We start from the raw sequence: 19,152 nt of genomic DNA, 5'->3' as shown, positions 1-19,152 counted from the left end.
TCCGCGCCCTGCTCGCCGCCCGGCGGGCCGCCGCGGGGGCCGAGGAGGCGCGGCCGTGAGCCGGGCGGGCGGCGACCGGGCCCGGCTGACGGCCCGCGGGGTGGTCCGCCGGTACGGCGGGATCGAGGCGGTCGCCGGGGTGGACCTCGTCGCGCCGCCGGGGCGGATCACCGCGCTGATCGGGCCGAACGGCGCCGGCAAGAGCACCCTCTTCGACTGCCTGGCCGGGACGGTCCGCCCGGACGCCGGCCGGGTGCTGCTCGGCGGCCGGGACGTCACCCGACTGCCCGCGCACGCCCGGGTCCGGCTCGGGCTGGCCCGGACCTTCCAGCAGATCGCCGTCTTTCCGACCCTCCCGGTGGCGGACAACGTCCGGATCGGCGCCGAGCAGCGGCACGGCCACCGCCCGGACGCGCGCGCCGTCGAGGCCGCGACGGCGCGGGCACTGGCCCTGTTCGGTCTCCAGGACCTCGCGGCCCACCCGGCCGGCGACCAGCCGACCGGGGTGCTGCGCCTGGTGGAGCTGGCCCGCGCGCTGGCGGGCGACCCCCGGGTGCTCCTGCTGGACGAGCCGGCGGCCGGCCTGGACACGGCGCAGACCGCCCGGCTGGTCTCCGTCCTGCGCGGCCTGGCCGACCGGGGCATCGCGCTGCTGCTGGTCGAACACGACCCCGACCTGGTCCACGAGCTGGCCGACACCGTGTACGCGATGGCCGGCGGCCGGGTGGTGGCCCGCGGCCCGGCGGCCGCGGTGCTCGCCGACGCCCGGGTGGCCCGGGCCTGGGGCGGGCCGGCGGTCGGCCCCGGGCCGGTGCCGGGGGTGGGCGGCGGATGACCGTCGAGGCCGCGCTGTCCGCCGCCCGCGTCCGGTACGGGCCGCTGGAGGCGCTGCACGGGGTGGACCTCGCCTTCCCGGCCGGAGCGGTCACCGTGCTGCTCGGCCGCAACGGCTCCGGCCGGACCAGCGTGCTGCACGCCCTCGCCGGGGTGGTGCGGCTCGCCGCCGGGCGGGTGGTCTGGCGCGGACGGGACGTCACCGGGCTCGGCGTCCACCAGAGGGTCCGGCTCGGGCTGACCCTGGTGCCGGCGGAACGGGCGGTGTTCGCCTCGCTCACCGTGGCCGAGCACCTCGGCCTCGGCGGGGCCCCCGCCGCGGAGGCGCTCGCGCTCTTCCCCGAGCTGACCGCCCTGCTGCCCCGCCCGGCCGGGACGCTCTCCGGCGGTCAGCAGCAACTGGTGGCCGTGGCCCGGGCGTTGACCGCACGACCGGGCCTGCTCCTGCTCGACGAGCCGGACCGGGGGCTGGCGCCCGCCGTCACCGCCCGGCTGCACGCGCACCTGCTCGACACGGCCGCCGCCGAGGGCCGGGCGGTCGTGCTGACCGCGCAGTCGCTCCCGCGCGGTCTCACCGGCGCGGCCGTCGTCCATCTGCTGCACCGGGGCGAGGTCAGCTTCTCCGGGGAGCCTTCCGAGCTGAGGAGGCGTCCGGCCGGGGCGTGGTGATCAGTTCACCCGGCGCCGCGGCGGCCATGATGGCGTCCAACAGGCCCCGCGCGGCGTCGAGTTCGCGCATGGCGTCGGTGATCCGGGCGCGTTCGGCGGCGAGGCCGGCGAGGAGTTCGGGGCAGGTCGGCCCGGGGCGGCGTTCACCGGGAGCGGGCAGGCCGGGCAGGATCTCGGCGATCACCGTACTGCCGAGGCCCGCCGCGAGCAGGGTGCGGATGCCGTGGACGGTGCGGACGTCGCGCTCGGCGTACTCCCGGTAGCCGCTGGGGCGGCGCTCGGGGCTGAGCAGGCCCTGCTCCTCGTAGTAGCGCAGCGCGCGCGGGCTCACCCCGGTGCGCCGAGCCAGCTCCCCGATCCGCAACCCGCCCCCTCCGCGCCGAACCGCCGCTTGACTCTCACGTCGACGTGAAACTCTAGCCTGACCGCCGTGACAGACTTCCGATCACCCGCAACCAGCCCTTCCCGCACCCCCGTTACCGTGCTCGGCCTCGGTCCGATGGGCCGTGCGCTCGCCCGCGCCCTGCTCGCCGCCGAGCACCCGGTCACGGTCTGGAACCGCACACCCGGCCGGGACGCCGACCTCGTCGCGCACGGCGCGGCGCCCGCCGCGAGCGCCGCCGCCGCGGTGGCCGCGAGCCCGCTCACGCTGCTCTGCGTCCGTGACCACGCCGCCGGCCGGGCCGTCCTCGACGCCGCCGGCCCCGCCCTGCGGGGCCGGGCGCTGGTCAACGCCACCTCCGTCGCCCCCGACCAGGCCCGGGAGAGCGCCGACCGGGCCGCCGGGCACGGCGCCCGGTCGCTCAACGCCGCGATCCTCACCCCCACCCCGACCATCGGGCAGCCGACCGGGGTGATCGTCTGCAGCGGCGACGAGGACCTCTTCCGCACCCACCAGGAGACGCTGGCCGCCCTCGCGGGCGCCGTGCACCACCTGGGCGCCGACCCCGGCCGGGCGGCCGGCTACGACGCGGCGCTGCTGGACCTGTTCTGGACCACCGCGCACGGCTACCTGCACGCCCTCGCCCTGGCCCGCGCCGAGGGCATCAGCGCCGCCGCGTTCGCCCCGTACGCCCACGGACTGCCCCGCCTGCTGCCCGCCCTCATCGACGACTGGGCCCGGCGCGTCGACGAGGGCAGCCACCCCGGGGACCACAGCACCGTCGCCTCCGCCGCGGCCGGCCTCGCCCACGTCGCCCGCACCGCCCGCGCCCGCGGCCTGGACACCGCCGTCCTGGACGCCGCCCTCGCCGTCACCGAACGGGCCGTCGCCGCCGGCCGCGGATCGGACGGCGTCTCGGCCCTGGTCGAGGAGCTGGAGGCCCGACGGCCTACTGCGCCAGGTAGCCGCCGTCCACCGGGAGAACGGCCCCGGTGACGAAGGAGGCGTCGTCCGACGCCAGGAAGAGGACCGCCGCGGCCACCTCCGCGGGCGTCCCGAGCCGGCCCATCGGGTGCAGCTTCTCGATCGCCGTCAGGTACTCGGAGCCGCCCGGTTCGTCCTGGAGCCGGCGGACGCGCTCGGTGGTGATGGTGCCGGGAGCCACGGCGTTGACCCGGATGCCGCGGTCGGCCCACTCGACGGCGAGGTGCTTGGTCAGGCCGGACGCCACGAACTTGGCGGGCCCGTAGACGGCCTGGCCGCGCTGACCGGCCTCGCCGGAGATCGAGGAGAGGCAGACGATCGCGCCACCGGCGCCGCCGGACCCGGCCATCGCCTCGATCGCGTACTTGCAGGTGAGGAACATCCCCCGGCCGTCGACGGCCATCACCCGGTCCCACTCCTCGGCGTCCGCCTCCGTGATCTCCATCAGCGGGAGCACCCCCGCGTTGGCCACCAGGACGTCGATCCGGCCGTGCCGCTCGACGGCGGCGGCGATCATCCGGCGGGCGTCGTCCTCCCGGGAGACATCGCCGACCACCGTACTGACGGCCTGCGGCAGCTCGTCCGCCAGCCGCCGCAGGCCGTCGGCGTCGAGGTCGGTCGCGACCACCGACGCGCCCTCCCGGGCGAAGCGTTCGGCCACCGCGCGGCCGATCCCGCTCGCCGCACCCGTCACCACGCACGACTTGCCCGCCAGCCGCCCGGCGCCCGGCGCCACCGGGGATTCGATCGCATCAGCCATGGCACCGGACTCTACCGACCCGGCGTCAGATTGTGCTGCGACAAGCCGAGTTGGGCGCAGGGTCGGGCGACGGAGGACGCGGCCCCGGCCTCGGCCCGGGCGTCAGCCGACGGTGAGGACGACCTTCCCCCGGACGTGCCCCTGCTCGCTCAGCCGGTGCGCCTGCGCCGCCTCCTCCAGCGGGAACACCCGGTGCAGCGGGAGGTGCAGCGTGCCCTCCTCGTACAGCGCGAGCGCGGCGGCCAGCGCCGGGCCGTGGTGGTGGACGGTCTCCGCGCCGGCGCTGACCCGCACGCCGTACCTGGCGGCGCCCTCGAAGTCGGCGATGGTCAGCACGTGCTCGGCCCCGCCGGCCAGCTCGATCGAGAGCGGCAGGACGTCCCCCTGGCCGGCCGCGTCCAGCACCCGGTCCACGCCGTCCGGCGCCACGGCCCGCACCCGCTCGGCCAGTCCGTCGCCGTACGTCACGGGGATCGCGCCCAGCGCGCGCAGATAGGCGTGGTTGGCCTCGCGCGCGGTGCCGATCACCCGGATCCCGCGCGAGCGGGCGAACTGCAGCAGGACCGTACCGACCCCGCCCGCCGCGCCGTGCACCAGGAGCGTCCGGCCGCTCTCCACACCGAGCAGGTCGAGCGCCCGCCAGGACGTCTCCGCCGCCACCGGGATCGCCGCGGCCTGCTCCCAGCCGAGCGCGGCCGGCTTGCGGGCGAGGTTCCCCGCGTCCACCAGGACGTGCTCGGCGTACCCGCCGCCGCCGGTCGGGCCGAACACCTCGTCGCCGGGCGCCCACTCGGTCGCCCCCTCGCCGACGGCCTCCACCACACCCGCCACCTCGAAGCCGGTGACGTGCGGGAAGGTCACCGGGAACAGGCCCGTCATCGCGCCGCTGCGCAGCTTGTGGTCCACCGGGTTCACGCCCGCCGCCCGGACGGCGACCCGCACCTGGCCGGGCCCCGGGGCGGGCGGGTCGATCTCGACCGGGTGCAGCACGTCCGTGCCGCCGAACGCGGAGAAGGCGATGGCCTTGGTCATGGGAGTCCCACTGTCCTTACTGGTCAAGGAGTTCGTCGGTCTGACGATCTCCAGCCTGGTGGCGGGAGGCGGCGGCCGCGGCCCGCCGTTCGGCCGGTTCCGCCCGGCCGAACGGCCAGGCACCCGCGCGGACCGGATGGCTAGGCTGGAGCGCATGGCGAACCAGCAGGCAGGCGACGGGGCGGCGACGAGCCGGGGGGAGGCCGCGGACGGAGCCGGGCACCGGCAGCGCGGTTGGGAACGCCCCGAGGACGTGCTCGCGCAGGTCGTGGAGGTGCTGGGGGCGCCGAGGCCGCAGCTGCTGCCGCGCCTCTCCCGGGTCCTCGCCGATCTCGTCCCGCACACCGCCGTCGCCCAGCTCAGCGGCGTCTGCGCGCACTCCCCCGCCAACACCCACGCGGCGACCGGGCCGGTCGAGCGGATCACCACCCTGGAACTCGCCCACCTCGCCGAAGCGGTGGCCCCCGGCCGGCCCTGGCAGGGCGAGGCGGTCCTGGCGGGCCGGCCGCGACCGGCCGTCGCGGTCGCCGCGGCCCCGGCCGGCAGCAACGGCGCGCTGCTGGTGCTGGTCCGGGCGGGCGCGGACCGGCTGCCCGATCAACCACTGGCCGTCCTGCAGCAGTTGTGGGAGCTGGTCACCACCCACTCGCACCACCGGGCCGTCGACGCCGCCCCGGTCCACGCTGCCGCGTCACGGGCCTCCGCCGGCGCCCGGGCCCGTGCGATCGCCGAGCTCAACGGAGCGCACGCCTCGGCGCTCTCCGCGATCCTCGCGCCGCTGCGCGCCGCCGGCCTGGACGACGCCACCGCCCGCCGCACCGCCACCGAGCTGGCCGTCACCGCGCTGCTGGACCTGCGCGCGAGCGCCGACCTCGACCGGGAGCTGAGCGAGGAGCCCGCCGCCACCGCCTTCTCCCGACTCGCGGACGAGCTCCGCCCGCTGCTGCGGCACAGTCCGGTCCGGCTCGACCTGCTGCCCCCGGCGGCGGGCGAGCGGTCCGTCCCGGCCGACACCGCGCACACCGCCCGGGCGGCCGTCCGGGCCACCGTGCTCACCATGCTGGAGCAGGACGAGCTGACGCGTCTGCACGTGAGCTGGCAGGTCGTCGCGGACGGCGTGCGGGCCGTGGTGCGCGACGACGGCCCGGGCCTGCTCGGCCCGGACGCCCTGGCCGCGCACCGGACGACGGACCGGATCACCGCCCTCGCGGGCCGGCTCACCGTGGACGCCGTCCCCGGTTGGGGCACCACCGTCACCGTCGACCTGCCGCTGGCCGCCCCGGCCGCCACCGGCGGTCCGGACCCCCTGGAGGGCTTGCAGCCCAGGGAGCTGGAGGTCCTCGACCAGCTCGCCCGGGGCCGCCGCAACCGGGAGATCGCCGGCACGCTGCTCATCAGCGAGTCCACGGTGAAGTTCCACGTCGCCAACATCCTGGCCAAGTTGGGAGTGACCTCGCGCGGCGAGGCGGCCGCGCTGGCGCACCGCGCCGGCATGCCCGCCCCGACCACGCTCTACGCGGCCTCCTGACCGCGCGGGGGCACGGTGCCGGGTGGGCCCGGCCGCCCCACCGGGCACACCGTAGGCTCGCCCCATGACCGCCTCCGCCACCTGGGACCCCACCGCCGCCGGGGTGCTGCGCCTGCCGTCCGGCCGACTGGTCCGGGGGCGCGGTCTGCGACGGCCGCTGCCGCCCGGGCCGCAGCCCGCCTTCGGCCTCTACCTGTTGGGGCACCGGCCGCCGGCCGTGCCCTGGGCGGACCGGTGGCTCCGCTGGCCCGACTTCCGGCTGCCCGCCGACCGGGCCGAGGCGGCGCGGGCCTTCCGGGAGGCCTGGGAGCGGTCGGCCTCCGAGCGGGTCGAACTGGCCTGTGCCGGCGGCCTCGGGCGGACGGGCACCGCGCTGGCCTGCCTGGCCGTGCTGGACGGGGTGCCGGCCACCGCGGCGGTGGCCTACGTGCGGGAGCACTACGACCGGCACGCCGTCGAGACGCCCTGGCAGCGCCGGTTCGTGGCGCGGTTCCACTGACGCCGGGCCCGGCCGCGGCGGGCCCGGGGCGTCAGCCCCCGGGCGGCGGTCCCAGGACGACGAAGCTCAGGTCCGGCCGGCCACCGGGGGTCAGGACCTGGGCGACCGTCTCGATCGGGTCGGACGACAGGTGCGGCAGCCGCAGGCCGAAGCGGTCCCCGTCGCGGTTGGCGACCACGCAGGCCCGCCCCGCCCAGAGCCGGCGGCAGAGCGGGTCGCGCAGCACGTCGGTGAGCAGGGCGACCACCGCCTCGTCACCCGGGTAGCGGGCCAGCGCGAAACGGATCATGGCGAGGGTCATCCGGGCCTGCCACGTCCAGTCGGCGACCTGCTCGCGGGCCTCCGGGGCGGTCAGCACCCAGCGGGCGAAGTTGGCCCCGGGGTGGCGCATCCAGGGGAACCACTCGGCGGCGGCCCGGTTGTGGCCGACCACGGTCCAGGCGCGGTCGGCGATGAAGGCCGGTCTCGGCATCTGCCGGTCGACCAGCTCCTGGAGGGCGTGCAGGTCCTCCGGGCACGCCGGGCCGGCGGACGGGGTGCCGCCCATGGCGTAGAGGTAGAGGGTGGCACGCTCGTCCGCGTCGAGCAGCAGCACGTCGGCGAGCAGCGCCAGCAGCCTGGGGTCGAAGCGGGCCGTGCCGCCGCGCTCCAGATCGCGGTACCAGCGCTCACTCATGCCGAGTCTGGTGGCGACGACCATCTGGGGCAGCGGCTTGGCGAGCCCCATCCGCAGGCCGGCCCGGCTTCGCCAGTCACGCAGCAGACTGGCGAGGCCGGGGAGTTCGGCGGTGGTCGATTCGTCGTGGTCGAGAGGGATGGGGATGCTCAGTGCCTCGCGCAGCACCATGGCTCACTCCGGTCTGTTCCTGCATTCGACGATGGCGGTCCCGGGGGGGACGTGTCGAAGTTCGGGGCAGCCCGAAGAGCCGGTGAAGCTGATGGTTCGTCAGCCGGTCGGCGATGACAAGTCCCTCTGTTGAACGCTCGGTTCAGTGGGACGACCGACATCGGAACGGCAGACCGGGGAACATCGCGACCGAGCACCGCAACAAGAAGTCCACCCCCCGGTGTGCCCGCGTGGCCCTTGACACGCTCTAGGGGGACTGTACTTCCTTGGCTGTGCCCATTCAAGCAACGCAGAGTGACATCAGCCGGTCAGCGCCTCCGAGGGGGGTGCCGACGAAGCCTGGACGGCGGTGCGGCCGGCGAGCACCGTGACGGTGGTCGCGCCCGCGAACAGCGCGGCGAGCAGCACCCAGCCGACCGCTCCGGCCGGCAGCAGCAGGCCGGTGGCCAGGAACGGGCCGACGATCAGCTGCGCGCTCATGCCCGTGCTGAAGAGCGAGAGGTAGCGGGAGCGGCCGGCCGGGGGCGAGAGCTCGTAGGAGATCTCCCAACGCGAGACGGCGTGCAGGTTCTCGCCGACGGTCAGCAGGGCGACGGCCACCACCGCGGCCGCCAGCGCCAGGTACTTCCCGCGGCCGTCGGCGAAGGCGAAGAACGCGCAGGCCAGCACCAGGAAGAGGCAGGCGATCCGGAGCATCCGCAGGGCCTTGGCGAGCCCCTGGGCGAAGCGGGCCACCGAGAGCTGGAGCACCACGGTCAGCACCGTGTTGATCGCCAGCAGCGCCGAGCTGGCGCTGGCCGGCAGCCCGGCCCGCTCCACCACCCAGAGCGGCAGCAGGATGAAGAGCACGCAGTCGTGCAGCATCAGCACCGCGTTGGCGGCCGTGACCAGCAGGAACCGCCGGTCCCGGTACGGCGAGCCGCTCTGCGCCGCGGCCTCGGCGGGCGCGGCGGGCCGCGCCGGGGCCGCCGAACCCGCCACCCGGCCGGCCCGGACCACGGCGAGGGCGACGGCGGCGAAGGCGGCCGCGTTGAACAGGAAGAGCGCGACGAAGGCGGCCCGGGACTGCGCGGCCTGCACCAGGGCGGCCAGCAGGAAGCCGGCGGTGAGGCCGATGTTGGTGATGGCGCGCAGCGAGGCCATCGTCTTCGTCCGCTCGGCGGCGCCTTCGAACTCGCCGACGATCACCTGGAGCAGCGGCGAGCAGGCCCGGGCGGCGGCGATGGTCACACAGGTGACGGCCAGGTAGCCGGCGTAGCTGCCGACCAGGGCGTACCCGATGAAGCCGACCCCGCGGACCAGCGTCAGCGCCACGTAGACCGGCCGGGCGCCGAACCGGTCCGCGATCGGCCCGAAGACCAGCGGGCTGAGCAGCCCGGCGATGTTGGCGGCGGCGATCGCCGTCCCGACCGCGACCGCGGTGATGTCGAGGTAGCGGACGAAGTAGAGCGTGGCGGTGGCCAGGTACAGGCCGTTGGCGACCGCGTCCACGGTGGTGCCGGCGGCCATGATCCGGCCCTGTCGCGAGCCGGGCAGCAGGGTGGCGGTCAGCCGGCACAGCAGGCCGGCGGCCCGGGGCGGGGCGTCCGTGCGCGTCATGCGGGCGCCACCGTACGAGCGGGCTCCACGGTGAAGCGGACGGAGTCGGCCAACTCGCGGGCGAGCTTGCGGGCCTGGTCCGGGGTGTCGGCCCCGACCACGATCACGCCGACCCGGTCCCCGGAGGTGCGCAGCGGCCGGACGGTGCCGCCGGGCGCGACGGCGAGGTCGGCGTAGAGCACGTCCGGGTGCCCCGCGGCCTCCGCCCACCCTTCGACCGCGGTGACCAGGCCGGGCGGCGGGGTGAGGTAGCGGGCGGCGGCGGCCCGGGTCGGCGCCGGCGCGGCGGCGGCGCCCGGGAGGCCGAGCAGGTCGTCGTAGATGAGGCCGAACAGCTCCAGGCCGGGGACGACGTGGGCGAGCATCCGGTGGATCCAGTCGCCGCCGAACCGGCCGTGCACCTCGCCGAGCACGATCCCGTCCGGGCTCAGCCAGAGCTCGACGTGGAAGGCGCCGGTGCGCAGGCCCAGGACGGCGAGCGCCGCCTTCACCTGACGCTCGATCTCCTCGCTTCGGGCATCCGGGAGTTCGGCCGGGAGGATGTGGCCGACCTCGACGAAGAACGGCGGCTCCACCTTCTCCTTCTCGGTCACCGCGAGGACGACCGGCTCGCCGCCGAGGAAGAGGCCCTCGACGCTGTACTCGGCCCCCTGGACGAACTCCTCGACCAGGAACGGCCCCTGTCCGGGCAGCAGGGCGATCGCGGCCGGCAGTCCGTCCGGTCCGGTGATCCGGCTGACGCCCGTACTGCCCATCGCGTCACGGGGCTTGACGATCCAGGGCCCGGTGGACCCGCGCAGGAAGGCGGCCGCCTGCGCCTCGTCGGCGCAGAGTTCGACGGCGGGCTGCCGGAAGCCGGCGGCGGCCAGTGCGGCCCGGCAGGCGTCCTTGGTGCGCACCCGCCGGACGGCCTCCGGCGGGTTGCCCGGCAGGCCCAGGGCCTCGGCGGTCTCGGCGGCGGCCACCTGGGCCATCTCCTGCAGGGCGAGGACGGCGTCGAAGCGCTCGCCCTCGCCGGCCCGGTCGCGCGCCCAGGCGGCGGCCTCGCCGGGGCGGGCGAAGTCCACCGCCGCCACGGCGCCGGCCTGCTCGGTCACCCCGGGGGTGGCGGCGAGGACGGCCTCCTGGTTGGTCAGGTGGGTCCGCAGCCCGCGCGCGTGGGCCTGGTCCAGGGCGAGCTTCGCCATGTCGAGGCCGAGCGGCACCGCCCGTACCCCGCCGACCAGCAGCAGCTTCAGGGGGGTTGGTTCTGCGGGCATACGAGGGCTCCTTGCGTGCGTGGTGCGGGGGTGGTGCTTCAACTGGGCAGGAAGTACAGCGGGTTCAGGCGGCTTCGGCGTCGGCTTCGAGCTCGACCAGCACCTGTTCGGTCGCCACCAGGTCGCGCACGGCGCACCGGATCCCGGTGACGACGCCCGAGAACGGGGCGAGGATGCGGTTCTCCATCTTCATCGCCTCGACGATGACGAGGGCGTCCCCCTCCTCGACCCGGTCGCCGACCTCGCAGAGCAGCCCGACCACCGTGCCCGGCATCAGCGACTTCACGGCGTTGTCGGCGGCGCCGGAGCCGCCCTCGGCGAAGCTCTGGGCGGCCAGCGCCACCCGGTGCCCGTCGACGGAGAGCTCCCAACCGGCCGCACTGCGCAGGCCGGTCCAGCGCCGGTCGCCGACGGTGCCCCGGAACAGGCCGGGGTGTCCCGGCACGGCGGCGAGGGTGACGGTGAACGGGGTGGACTCCACCTGGACGTCGACGGCGCCGCCGCGCCGCCCGGTCAGCCCGGCCTGCACCGTCCGCCGCCCGTGGCGCAGGACGACCCGGCCGAACGGCGCGACCGGGTCCAGCCGGTGACGGTCGAACGGGCCGACGGCGCCGTGCCACGGGGAGGTCGGGGCCTCGCCGACGGGCGGGATCTGCATCGCCGCCGCACAGGCCGCGGCGGCCAGGACGCGGTCGGTCCGGTGCGCGGGGCCGGCCGGCTCGCCCTGCTCCCGCCGCCCGGCCGGGCCGGAGACCAGGGTGTCCACCAGGTGGGTGTCCATCCGCCCGGCGACCACGGCGGGTGCCTGGAGGAGTTCGGCGAGGAAGCCGAGGTTGGTGGTCAGCCCGGGCAGGGCGGTGTCGCGGACGGCCGGGAGCAGCCGGCGCAGGGCGCTGGGGCGGTCCGGGCCGTGGGCGATCAGCTTGGCGAACATCGGGTCGTAGAACGCCGGGACCTCGGCCCCGCCGCCGAAAGCCCCGCCGTCGAAGGCCCCTCCGTCGAAGGCGCTGCCGCCGAGGCCACCGACCGACCCGGTGCCGACCGACCCGTCGAGGAGCGACCCGTCCAGGAGCGCGCCCGGGCCCGCCGAGCCGGCCGAGGCCGCGTCGTACCCCGACCCGGTGTCGTCGAAGGCCGCCTCCACCCGGACGCCGGCCGGCCAGCGGACGGCGGCCGCCCGGCCCGGCGCGGGCCGGAACCCGTCGGCCGGGTCCTCGGCGTAGACGCGGACCTCGACGGCGTGGCCGGTGGCGGTGATCTCGTGCTGGTCGAGCGGTAGTCGCTGCCCGTCGGCGACTCTCAGCTGCCACTCCACGAGGTCGATGCCGGTGATCTCCTCGGTGACCGGATGTTCCACCTGGAGCCGGGTGTTGACCTCCAGGAAGTAGCAGCGGTCCGCCGCGTCCAGGATGAACTCGAAGGTGCCGGCGTTGACGTAGCCGAGCGACCGGGCACCGCGGACGGCGGCCTCCAGCAGCTCCGCCCGGACGGCGTCGGGCAGGTTGGCGGCCGGGGCCTCCTCGACGATCTTCTGGTGGCGGCGCTGCAGCGAGCACTCGCGCTCGAAGAGGTGCACCACGTTCCCGTGCCCGTCACCGAAGACCTGCACCTCGATGTGGCGGGGCCGCTCCACGTACCGCTCGACGAGCAGCCGGCCGTCGCCGAAGCTGCTGCGGCCCAGGCGGACGGCCTCGGCCACCGCCCCGGGCAGGTCGGCGGCGGCGCGGACCACCTGCATGCCCTTGCCGCCACCGCCCGCGACGGGCTTCAGGATCACCGGGTAGCCGATCCGCTCGGCGTCGGCCAGGATCTCCTGCTCCGACTCGGTGGCCGTGCCGGAGCCGGGCAGGACGGGGACGCCGGCGGCGGCCATCAGCGCGCGGGCGGTCGACTTGTCGCCCATCGCGGTGATCGTCGCGGCGTCCGGGCCGACCCAGACCAGCCCGGCCTCGGCGACGGCCGCCGCGAAGCCCGGGTGCTCGGAGAGGAAGCCGTAGCCGGGGTGGACGGCGTCGCAGCCGGTCCGGACGGCGGCGTCGACCAGCGCGTCGACGTGCAGATAGCTCTCGGCGGCCGCGGCGGGGCCGATCCGGACCCGCTCGACGGCGCCCGCCAGGTGGGCCGAGGAGCGGTCGGCGTCGGAGTGGACCGCGACGTACTCGATGCCGAGCCGGCGGCAGGTACGGGCGATCCGCCGGGCGATCTCGCCACGGTTGGCGATCAGGACACGCTTGATCATTTCGTCATCACATCCTGAACACGCCGAAGCGCGTCTCCTGCTTGGGGGCGTCGGCCGACATGGCCAGGCAGAGCGCCAGCCACTCACGGGTCTCGGTCGGGTCCACCACGGCGTCCACCCACATCCGGGCGGCGTAGTAGAGCGGGTGGGACTGGCGCTCGTAGGTCTCGATGATGGGGCGCCGGATCGACTCCTCCTCCTCGGGGGAGAGGACCTTGCCCTCCTTGGCGAGCTGGTCGCCGCGGATCAGCGCCATCACCGTCGCGGTCTGCTCGGCGCCGACGACGGTGGACTTGGCGCTCGGCCACATGGCCATCAGCCGCGGGCCCATCGAGCGCCCGCACATGGCGAGGTTGCCGGCGCCGTAGCTGCCGCCGATCACCAGGCTGAACTTGGGGACCTTGGCCGTGGAGACCGCGTTGACCAGCTTGGCGCCGTGCTTGGCGATGCCGTCGGCCTCGTACTCGGCGCCGACCATGAAGCCGTTGATGTTGTGCAGGAACAGCAGCGGGATGTCGCGCTGGGTGCAGAGCTCGATGAAGTTGGCGGCCTTCTGGGCGCTCTCCGGGAACAGCACCCCGTCGTTGATCACCACGCCCACCGGGTAGCCGCCGACGTGGCCGGTGCCGCACACGATGGTCGGGCCGAACCGCGCCCGGTACTCGGTGAGTTCGCTGCCGTCCAACAGCCGGGCGAGGATGTCCCGGGCCGGGATGTGCTCGCGCAGGCTGGCGCTGACGATGCCGGGCAGCTCCGCCGGGTCGTACAGCGGCGGGCGCGGGGCCCGTGGCGGCGGGGCGAGGGCCGGGCGGCCGTCGCGCGCCATGATCTCGCGGACGATCGCCAGCGCGTGCTCGTCGCTCTCGGCGAGGTGGTCGGCCACCCCGCTGACCCGGGTGTGCAGGTCGGCGCCGCCCAGCGTCTCGGCGTCCACCACCTCTCCGGTGGCCGCGCGCACCAGCTGCGGGCCGCCCAGGAACACCGTCCCGGTGCCGCGCACGATCACCGTCTCGTCGCACATCGACGGGATGTAGGCGCCGCCGGCCGTGCAGCTGCCCATCACCGCGGCGATCTGCGGCAGGCCGAGCGCCGACATCTCGGCGATGTTGCGGAACATCCGGCCCAGGTGGTACTCGCCGGGGAACAGCTGCTCCTGGAGCGGCAGGTAGACACCGCCGGAGTCCACCAGGTAGATGCAGGGCAGGCCGTTCTCCCGGGCCACCAGCTGGGCCCGGAGCTGCTTCTCCACCGTCAGCGGGAAGTAGCTGCCGCCCTTGACGGTGGCGTCGTTGGCGAAGACCACCACCGGGCGGCCGCTCACCATGCCGATGCCGGTGACCAGCGCGGCCGAGGGCACGTGCTCGTCGTAGACCTCGTGCCCGGCCAGCTGGCCCAGCTCCATGAACGGCGTGCCCGGGTCGAGCAGTTGGTAGACCCGCTGGCGGGCCGTCAGCTTGCCGCGCTCGGTGTGGCGCCGGCGCGAGCGCTCGTCCCCGCCGGCGACGGCGGCGGCCCGGGCCCGGGCGATGACCTGCCGCTTCTCGTCGAAGGCCGCGACGTTGCGGCGGAACACCTCGGTGGAGGAGTCGATGTGCGAGCGCAGGGCCGTCATCGGGGCTGCTCCTGACCCGGCTCGCGCGCCGCCTCGGCCCGCAGGCCCTCGTTCAGGGCGCCGCAGAAGTCGCGGATCTCGGCCTCGGCCATGTTGGCGCGCAGCATCAGCCGCAGGCCGGCCTTGCCCCGGCCGATCACCGGGAAGAAGATCGGCGAGGTGTAGTAGCCGCGCTCCAGCAGCGTCCCGGCGAGGCGGATGGTGGCGTCCTCGGAGCCGATGTCCACGAAGCGGATCGGCAGGCCGTCACCGTTGAAGGAGGTCTCCACCAGGGAGTCGAAGAGCGCGATGTTGTCCTGGAGCCCCTGCTGGAGCTCCTTGAGCTCCGGGGAGTCGTGCAGCTGCGCCGAGGCCGTGATCGCGCCCAGGCCGGCGGTGTTGATGCGCTGCGACCACATCAGCGGGCCGCCGTTGCGCAGCGCGGTGTCCCGGCGCTGCTGCGAACCGCCCGGACCGAGGAAGATCGCGCCGCCGGAGGCGCCGAAGCCCTTGTTGAGCGAGGTGATGATCAGCGTGCGGTCGTTCATCCCGCCGTTGGCCGCCATCGCCTCCAGCACCGCGCCCCGGCCGCGCTCGCCGACGGTGGAGACCCCGTGCGCCTCGTCGAAGAACAGGAAGAGCCCGTACTTCTCCTGGAGGCGCAGCAGTTCGGGGATGGGCGCGGCCCCGCCGGTGCTGTAGACGCCGTCGGCGACGTAGGCGACCTGCGGGTGCTTGCGGCAGAGGTCCTCCAGCGCGTCCACGTCGTTGTGCCCGATGGTGACGATCTCGGCCTCGTCGGCCACCGCGGGCTTCATCGCGTTGAGACAGAAGTGCGCGTTCTTGTCGAAGACCATCAGCGGCGGGACGCCGTCCGTCAGCAGTCCGGAGGCCAGCAGCGGCAGGCTCGCCCAGGCGGCCGCGGCGCAGGAGGCCACGGTCAGCGCCTCGACGTCGAACAGCTCGGAGAGCGCCGTCTCGGCGTCCCGCAGCGAGCCGAAGCGGATCCGCATCCGCGAGGTCGAGCTGTTGAGCGCTCCTTCGGCGAGCACCGCGTCGGCGGCCGCCCGCACGATCCGCGGGTGGGTGTCCAGGCCGAGGTAGGAGTACGACGACATGTTCACGAACTCGTGGCCGTCCGCCAGCGCCCGGTGCCGCCCGTCACCGAGGCCGGACACCACGATGTCGAACATCCCGGCCTCGGCGGTGACCTCCCAGAAGTCGTGGCTGATCCGCGCGGACTTCTTGATGTTCATGTATGAGTGCACGCCAGATTCCTTGTTGAATTTCGGTACGGTAATACCGGGCCCAAGACCGGGCCTTTATCGGCATCGTCAATTCCGGGCGATCAGGCGTACTCGTGGAAACCGCGTCCGGCCTGCCGTCCGAACAGGTCGGACTCGACCGTTCGGCCGCTCGCTTGATCCAGTGGTCCCTGCACCGCTGGCCCTGCCGGCCCCCCGGAGCCCCTCGCAATCGGTCCGAAGAGCTGCGCGCCTCCCCGGCGATTGAAAGAATTCAATACGCTGCGACGACTGTCAACCGGAAGATTTTTGCCGCCTCGCATAACTGGACAGACCGCCATCCGACGGGTGCACCGGAAATTATTTGCCGGTCGGTCCGCATTGACGCGCACCGGCTGACCCGGTCCGTCCCCGCCGGGCCCCCGGCGAATAATCGGGGGCGCCCGCCGGCCGGTCCGTGTTACGTTCGCCCGGTCCGTACCGGACGCAGGACGACGAGAGAGACGGGGAGGTGAGACGGTGGCCACGGTGACGACGGCTGCGCCCGTGCCGCGCAGCGCCCGGACGACCGTTCTCATCCCCCGGGCCCTGGTCTGACCGTTCCGCTCCCCGCGTGCCGCGGGGTGCTCCGGCGCCGGGCCAGGCCCTTCACCCCAAGGGTTTCACCATGTCTTCTCCCGCTTCCTCCTGGCTCACCCGCGTCGAGACCGACGCCGACGTCCCGGCCGTCCAGGCCCTCACCCGTGCGGCGTTCGGCCGGCCCATGGAGGCCGACGTCCTCGCCGCGCTCCGCACCGACGAGGGCTGGATCGACGGCCTCTCGCTCGTCTCCACCGACCCGGCCGGCACCCCGGTCGGCCATGTCGTGCTCAGCCGCGCGTTCGTCGGTGACGTCCCGGCGCTCGCCATGGGCCCGGTCTCCGTGCATCCGGACCACCAGCGTCGCGGCGCCGGGTCCGCCGCGGTCCTGGCCGCGCTCGACGCCGCCCGGAGCATGGGCGAGCGTTTCGTCGTGCTGCTCGGGCACCCGTCGTACTACCCGCGGTTCGGCTTCGTCCGGGCCTCCGCGCACGGGCTGGTCCTCACCGTCGACGCGCCCGACGAGGCGTGGATGGCGCTGAGCCTGGACGCTCGGCACCCGCTGCCGTCCGGCACGGTCCGCTGGGCCGCGGCCTTCGGCATCTAGGGTCCGCAGACACCCGACCGCCGGGCGGCGCCGCCGAATCGGCGCCGCCCGGCGGTCACGGGGTCGTCGTCGACGGGCCGGTGCGGACGACGGCCTGGTCGCCGCGCGGGCCGAACAGGTGCAGGATCTCCACCGCGTGCGCGCCGGCGGGGCCGAACCAGTGCGGCTCACCGGTGTCGAACTCGGCCACCTCGCCGGGGCGGAGGGTGAATTCGCGTTCGCCGAGGATGAGGCGGAGTTCACCGGCGAGCACGTAGAGCCATTCGTAGCCGCCGTGGGTCACGAGCTTCGGTTCGCGGTGGGCGAGCACCTGCTTGAAGACCTGGACCCGGCCCGGGTACTGCGTCAGGGGCACCAGGACGTTGCCCGGCTCCTTGTGGTGGGGCTTGAGGTGGAGCCGCGGGTCGCCGGTGGCCGGCGCCGCGACCAGCTGGTCCAGGGCGACGCGATGGGTGCGCGCCAGCGGGATGAGCAGTTCGAGGGTGGGGCGCCGTTTGCCCGACTCCAGGCGCGACAGCGTGCTCACCGAGATCCCGGTGGCCGCCGCGAGGGCCTCCAGGGTCAGCCCGCGGTCGCGGCGCAGGGCCCGCAGGCGTGGCCCGATGCCGGCGAGGATCTCCTCGACGTCGGTGTCCGCGGCTCCCACCGGATCCACCGGGTCCACGCCGTCCACGGGGTCGGTGCGGTGCATGGGGGCTCCTCCGGTCCATCCGGTCCATCGGGTGGACCGGAGCGGTTTTGCAGTCTTCGCAAAGTTCCTGGGCCGGTGCTGCCACCCGGTCCGAGCATGGGGCCGCAGACGATACCGAACCGAAGGTGGGCCCGTGACCACGACAATCCTGGCTGATCGAGCCGTACCGAGCACCCGCCGACGATGGACGGTGCTGGCCGTCTGTGCGCTGAGCATGTTCCTGGTCGGCCTGGACACCACCATCGTCAACGTCGGCCTGCCCGAGATCGGACGCGGGCTGGGCGTGGGCACCAGCGGCCTGGAATGGGTGGTGGACGCCTACACGGTGGTCCTGGCCGGTCTGCTGATCTCCGCCGGCGCCCTCGCGGACCGCTTCGGGCGGCGGCGCGTCTTCCAGTGCGGGCTGGTCGTCTTCGGCCTCGCCTCCCTCGCGTGCGCGGTGGCCCCGTCGCTCGGCCTGCTCGTCGCGGCCCGGGCCGCCCAGGGGGTCGGGGCCTCGATGCTGAGCCCGGTGGCCCTGGCGATCGTGGTGAACACGATGCCCGACCCGCGCGAGCGGGCCCGGGCGATCGGCGTCTGGGCGTCCGTCTTCGGCCTCAGCATGGCGGCGGGGCCGGTCACCGGCGGGGCGCTCATCGCGGCGTTCGGCTGGCGTTCGGTGTTCTGGATCAACGCGCCGGTCGTCCTCGCCGCCCTCGTCCTGGTCGCGGTGTACGTGCCGGAGTCGCGCGGACAGCGCGCCCGGCGGCTCGACCTACCCGGCCAGTTGCTGCTCGTCCTGGCCCTGGGCACCTCGGTCGCCGTCCTCATCGAGGCGCCCCGGATCGGCTGGACCTCGCCCCTCGTGGTGGCCGGCTGCGCCGTGGCGGCGCTGGCGAGCGCCGGGTTCGCCCGGGTGGAGCTGCGTCGGCCCGAGCCCCTGATGGACCTCGCGCTCTTTCGCCGGGCACCGTTCGCGATGGCGGCCCTGGGCGCCGTGGCCCTGTTCGTCGCGCTGAACGTGAGCCTGCTGCTCAACACCCTCTACCTCCAGCACGCCCGTGGCTGGACGGCGCTCGCGACCGGCGCGGCGACGCTGCCGATGGCGCTCGGGGCCACCGTGTGCGCGCCGTGGTCCGGCGCGCTGGTGGGGCGGCTCGGGCCGCGACGTCCGCTCCTGCTGGCGGGGGCCTTCATCGCCGCCGGCGGTCTCTGCCTGGTGGATCTCGGCCGGGACACCCCCGTCCCGCTGCTCCTGGCGGCCTACCTGCTCATCGGTGTCGGCTTCGGCTTCGCCAACGCGCCGATCACCAACACCGCGGTCGGCGGTCTGCCGCCGGCCCGGGCCGGTGTGGCCGGGGCGATCACCTCGACCGCGCGTCAGGTCGGCGCGGCGATCGGCATCGCGGTCGCGGGGGGCCTGGTGGTGGGGGTCGCCCCCGACGACCTGGCCGGCGCCTCGCGGCCCGGCTGGCTGCTCGTGACGGCGTGCGGGCTGTTCCTCGTCGTCGTGGCGCGGGCCTCGGGCCCGGGGCGGCAGCGCAAGGGGCAGCAGGGCCAGGAGACCGAACGGCCCGGGGCAGCACGACAAGGGCGGGAGTCGCTGACGACTCCCGCCCTTGTCCATCGAGCGCCGGGCCCGAATCGAACGAACCCTTCCCGCTGAAAGCGGGCGTGCTACCACTGCACCACCGACGCCTGACCGGCCTGACCTGCGATCACTTCCGCGATCTCGGCCTGCCGACAAGGAAGAAACTACCAACGGATGATCGAAAGGCGAAATCGGGGCCACCGCCCGCCCCCTGACACCACGCCCGTGCGAGGCGCCG

17 protein-coding genes and 1 tRNA gene are annotated in these 19,152 nt (G+C 75.1%); 7 read left to right on the top strand and 11 right to left on the bottom strand.

Translation table 11 applies throughout. The features are described from left to right. Together ACFVYI_RS09110 and ACFVYI_RS09105 are read left to right on the top strand one after the other, a co-directional pair. The coding region (locus ACFVYI_RS09110) for an ABC transporter ATP-binding protein (RefSeq protein WP_387882565.1) at nucleotides 1–835 on the top strand (835 nt) is incomplete at its 5' end. Further along, a complete protein-coding gene (locus ACFVYI_RS09105) occupies nucleotides 832–1,503 on the top strand; it encodes an ABC transporter ATP-binding protein (RefSeq protein WP_387882563.1) in 672 nt (223 codons plus the stop codon). The genes ACFVYI_RS09110 and ACFVYI_RS09105, both read left to right, overlap by 4 nt. On the opposite strand, the gene ACFVYI_RS09100 is transcribed toward ACFVYI_RS09105, so the two are convergent. Continuing rightward, the gene (locus tag ACFVYI_RS09100; RefSeq protein WP_387882561.1) at nucleotides 1,448–1,867 is read right to left on the bottom strand and encodes a MerR family transcriptional regulator; all 420 of its coding nucleotides are present in this window, start codon (nucleotides 1,865–1,867) and stop codon (nucleotides 1,448–1,450) included. The genes ACFVYI_RS09105 and ACFVYI_RS09100 overlap by 56 nt on opposite strands. A 66-nt stretch (nucleotides 1,868–1,933) precedes the next feature. Between ACFVYI_RS09100 and ACFVYI_RS09095 the strand changes: the two genes are divergently transcribed. Beyond that, nucleotides 1,934–2,881, top strand: coding sequence for an NAD(P)-dependent oxidoreductase (locus ACFVYI_RS09095; protein WP_387882560.1), 948 nt, complete (start codon nucleotides 1,934–1,936; stop codon nucleotides 2,879–2,881). Here the strand turns inward: ACFVYI_RS09095 and ACFVYI_RS09090 are convergent. Together ACFVYI_RS09090 and ACFVYI_RS09085 are read right to left on the bottom strand one after the other, a co-directional pair. Beyond that, nucleotides 2,835–3,629 (bottom strand): SDR family NAD(P)-dependent oxidoreductase, encoded by a 795-nt coding sequence (locus ACFVYI_RS09090; RefSeq protein WP_387882558.1) that lies wholly within the window; start codon nucleotides 3,627–3,629, stop codon nucleotides 2,835–2,837. The genes ACFVYI_RS09095 and ACFVYI_RS09090 overlap by 47 nt on opposite strands. Before the next feature lie 102 nt (nucleotides 3,630–3,731). Then, complete coding sequence (locus ACFVYI_RS09085) at nucleotides 3,732–4,661, bottom strand: NADP-dependent oxidoreductase (protein ID WP_387882556.1); 930 nt, start codon at nucleotides 4,659–4,661, stop codon at nucleotides 3,732–3,734. Between ACFVYI_RS09085 and ACFVYI_RS09080 the strand changes: the two genes are divergently transcribed. Together ACFVYI_RS09080 and ACFVYI_RS09075 are read left to right on the top strand one after the other, a co-directional pair. Beyond that, nucleotides 4,660–6,189 carry a LuxR C-terminal-related transcriptional regulator gene (locus ACFVYI_RS09080; protein WP_387882554.1) on the top strand — a complete coding sequence of 510 codons (1,530 nt, stop codon included), beginning with the start codon at nucleotides 4,660–4,662 and terminating at the stop codon, nucleotides 6,187–6,189. The two genes, ACFVYI_RS09085 and ACFVYI_RS09080, sit on opposite strands and share 2 nt — an antisense overlap. 64 nt (nucleotides 6,190–6,253) lie before the next feature. Continuing rightward, the gene (locus tag ACFVYI_RS09075) at nucleotides 6,254–6,688 is read left to right on the top strand and encodes a protein phosphatase (RefSeq protein WP_387882552.1); all 435 of its coding nucleotides are present in this window, start codon (nucleotides 6,254–6,256) and stop codon (nucleotides 6,686–6,688) included. A gap of 31 nt (nucleotides 6,689–6,719) precedes the next feature. On the opposite strand, the gene ACFVYI_RS09070 is transcribed toward ACFVYI_RS09075, so the two are convergent. The 6 genes from ACFVYI_RS09070 to ACFVYI_RS09045 form a co-directional block, all read right to left on the bottom strand. Next, complete coding sequence (locus ACFVYI_RS09070; protein ID WP_387882551.1) at nucleotides 6,720–7,535, bottom strand: helix-turn-helix transcriptional regulator; 816 nt, start codon at nucleotides 7,533–7,535, stop codon at nucleotides 6,720–6,722. Between the two features lie 300 nt (nucleotides 7,536–7,835). Then, nucleotides 7,836–9,134: an MFS transporter gene (locus tag ACFVYI_RS09065; RefSeq protein ID WP_387882550.1), complete on the bottom strand. Its 1,299-nt coding sequence runs from the start codon at nucleotides 9,132–9,134 to the stop codon at nucleotides 7,836–7,838. Continuing rightward, nucleotides 9,131–10,393: an ATP-grasp domain-containing protein gene (locus ACFVYI_RS09060; protein ID WP_387882548.1), complete on the bottom strand. Its 1,263-nt coding sequence runs from the start codon at nucleotides 10,391–10,393 to the stop codon at nucleotides 9,131–9,133. Before ACFVYI_RS09060 ends, ACFVYI_RS09065 begins: the two co-directional genes overlap by 4 nt. Nucleotides 10,394–10,457: 64 nt before the next feature. Next, nucleotides 10,458–12,632: an acetyl/propionyl/methylcrotonyl-CoA carboxylase subunit alpha gene (locus tag ACFVYI_RS09055; protein WP_387882546.1), complete on the bottom strand. Its 2,175-nt coding sequence runs from the start codon at nucleotides 12,630–12,632 to the stop codon at nucleotides 10,458–10,460. A gap of 7 nt (nucleotides 12,633–12,639) precedes the next feature. Beyond that, complete coding sequence (locus ACFVYI_RS09050; protein ID WP_387882544.1) at nucleotides 12,640–14,244, bottom strand: carboxyl transferase domain-containing protein; 1,605 nt, start codon at nucleotides 14,242–14,244, stop codon at nucleotides 12,640–12,642. Next, the gene (locus ACFVYI_RS09045) at nucleotides 14,241–15,491 is read right to left on the bottom strand and encodes an aminotransferase class I/II-fold pyridoxal phosphate-dependent enzyme (protein ID WP_387882542.1); all 1,251 of its coding nucleotides are present in this window, start codon (nucleotides 15,489–15,491) and stop codon (nucleotides 14,241–14,243) included. The genes ACFVYI_RS09050 and ACFVYI_RS09045 overlap by 4 nt, the downstream gene beginning before the upstream one ends. Nucleotides 15,492–16,134: 643 nt before the next feature. Between ACFVYI_RS09045 and ACFVYI_RS09040 the strand changes: the two genes are divergently transcribed. After that, a complete protein-coding gene (locus tag ACFVYI_RS09040; RefSeq protein WP_387882540.1) occupies nucleotides 16,135–16,653 on the top strand; it encodes a GNAT family N-acetyltransferase in 519 nt (172 codons plus the stop codon). 55 nt (nucleotides 16,654–16,708) lie between these two features. Here the strand turns inward: ACFVYI_RS09040 and ACFVYI_RS09035 are convergent, their stop codons facing one another. Then, on the bottom strand, nucleotides 16,709–17,344 hold the full coding sequence (locus tag ACFVYI_RS09035; RefSeq protein WP_387882538.1) for a helix-turn-helix domain-containing protein: 636 nt from the start codon (nucleotides 17,342–17,344) through the stop codon (nucleotides 16,709–16,711). On the opposite strand from ACFVYI_RS09035, the gene ACFVYI_RS09030 reads away from it, so the two are divergent. After that, nucleotides 17,256–18,989 (top strand): MFS transporter, encoded by a 1,734-nt coding sequence (locus tag ACFVYI_RS09030; RefSeq protein ID WP_387882579.1) that lies wholly within the window; start codon nucleotides 17,256–17,258, stop codon nucleotides 18,987–18,989. The two genes, ACFVYI_RS09035 and ACFVYI_RS09030, sit on opposite strands and share 89 nt — an antisense overlap. Here the strand turns inward: ACFVYI_RS09030 and ACFVYI_RS09025 are convergent. Further along, a tRNA-Glu gene (locus ACFVYI_RS09025) sits at nucleotides 18,953–19,021 on the bottom strand. The genes ACFVYI_RS09030 and ACFVYI_RS09025 overlap by 37 nt on opposite strands. Between the last annotated feature and the right edge of the window lie 131 nt (nucleotides 19,022–19,152).

It is taken from the genome of Kitasatospora sp. NPDC058218 (assembly GCF_042882445.1).
GTDB lineage: Bacteria > Actinomycetota > Actinomycetes > Streptomycetales > Streptomycetaceae > Kitasatospora.
The sequence above is the reverse complement of the archived record's forward strand: the minus strand, read 5'-3'. Positions and strand labels throughout refer to the sequence as shown.